The 1588-nt window shown below is 65.1% G+C and carries 3 protein-coding genes and 1 pseudogene; 3 read left to right on the top strand and 1 reads right to left on the bottom strand.

The genetic code is table 11. The annotated features are described in order from the left end of the window. From aspA to AC2VOP_RS19005, 3 genes and pseudogenes are all read left to right on the top strand, one after another. A pseudogene (gene aspA, locus AC2VOP_RS19015) lies at positions 1 to 245 on the top strand (aspartate ammonia-lyase); the annotation flags it as partial. A 62-nt stretch (positions 246 to 307) separates the two neighbouring features. Next, positions 308 to 553 carry a type II toxin -antitoxin system TacA 1-like antitoxin gene (locus AC2VOP_RS19010; protein ID WP_486962411.1) on the top strand — a complete coding sequence of 82 codons (246 nt, stop codon included), beginning with the start codon at positions 308 to 310 and terminating at the stop codon, positions 551 to 553. After that, a complete protein-coding gene (locus AC2VOP_RS19005; RefSeq protein ID WP_486962410.1) occupies positions 550 to 960 on the top strand; it encodes a type II toxin-antitoxin system VapC family toxin in 411 nt (136 codons plus the stop codon). Before AC2VOP_RS19010 ends, AC2VOP_RS19005 begins: the two co-directional genes overlap by 4 nt. A 46-nt stretch (positions 961 to 1006) precedes the next feature. Here the strand turns inward: AC2VOP_RS19005 and AC2VOP_RS19000 are convergent. Then, on the bottom strand, positions 1007 to 1588 hold a 582-nt coding region (locus AC2VOP_RS19000; RefSeq protein WP_486962409.1), incomplete at its 5' end, for a polysaccharide deacetylase family protein.

The following is a 1588-nucleotide window of genomic DNA, read 5'->3' as shown; positions in this document are numbered from 1 at the left end:
CCGGGCTGACCGCCAACGTCGAGCATCTGCGCGAGCTGGCCGAATCCAGTCCGTCGATCGTGACGCCGCTGAACTCCGCGATCGGTTACGAGGAAGCTGCCGCGGTGGCCAAGGAGGCGCTCAAGGAGCACAAGACGATCCGCCAGGCCGTGATCGACCGGGGGCTGATCGGCGACAAACTCTCCGAGGCCGAACTCGACAAGCGGCTGGATGTCCTGGCCATGGCGAAGGTGGAGGAGGACTAGCGGCGGCGGTCGGGGGCCGCCACGCGTATCACGTCTGTCGCTAAACGTGATACGCTCGTGCGGTGAAAACTCTTCGGTTGACTCCTGAATTGGAGAAGCGACTTCAGCGGGCCGCCGCGGTCGCTGGCGAATCGCTCTCGGAGTTTATCCGGCGGGCGGCCGCCCAGCGTGCCGACGAACTGTTGACCATTGGCAGCCACGAGGACTTCACCGATGTGCTCGGCGTGATCCATGGCGGCGGCGGTAGGGCTCGTCAGACCGGCAAAGTTTTCGCCGACGCCGTCAGCGAGCGTCGACGCAGCCGGTGACCCTCACCGACGCGGGTCCACTAGTAGCGTTGATCGATGCCGACGAAGCCGACCATGAAACGTGTGTCCTGACGCTCCGCACGCTGACACTGCCGCTGGTGACCACCTGGCCGGCGTTCACCGAGGCAATGTATTTGCTGGGTCGAGCCGGTGGCGCGACCGGCCAGCATGCCCTTTGGACGCTACTGCTGAGCGGGCGGCTGGACATCGCAGAACTCTCAACCGCGACGCTCGAACGAAGTGCGGCGCTGATGGCCAAATATGCCGACCAGCCAATGGATCTCGCCGGCGCCACTCTCGTCGCGCTGGCCGAGGAACGCAGCGACCGACGAATCTTCACCCTGGACGCAGACTTCCGGGTCTACCGGATTCACAACAGGACCCGTTTCGAGATCATGCCGGGCTGAGCATCAGGCCGTTGTAACGCCGCCCACCGACATTCGTCGGTCGCGACTACACCCCGTTGTTGGGACCGCCGGAGTTGGCGCCGGAGATGTCGGTGATCGGGAAGTTCGGCATCGGCGCCGGTGACGGCGTGTTCGGCAACGACGGGATCTCGGCCGCCGGGATGTCATGCAGGTCGTTGACAGGCGGCCCGTTCTCCCTGCTGCCGTAGACGCTGCCCGGTGCGCGCGGACCGAGCAGCTGGCTGACCGTGACCAGGTGATAGCCGTTGGCCCGCAACACCGGAATGAACTGATACACCAGGTCCACTGTGGATGAGTAGCTGTCATGGAACAACACCACCGAGCCAGGCTTTATCTGGCTCATCAGCACATCGCGGGTGGCCGCGGTGTCGGCGTCGTTGATCCAGTCGAACGGGATGACGTCCCACAGGATGCAGGCCAATCCGAGCTTGGCCGCCCGCTGATTGACCGCGTCGTTGGTCAACCCGCCGGCAGGGCGCCACAGCGTCGGGGTGAGCCCGGTGGCGGCGTTGATCGCGTCGTTGGCCTTCGACAGCTGCCCGGGAACGTCGGCCGCCGGGATGGTGGTCATGTTGGGGTGTTCCCAGGTGTGGTTGCCGATCTCCAT

The organism is Mycobacterium sp. TH-M106, from assembly GCF_057473765.1.
The sequence above is the reverse complement of the archived record's forward strand: the minus strand, read 5'-3'. Positions and strand labels throughout refer to the sequence as shown.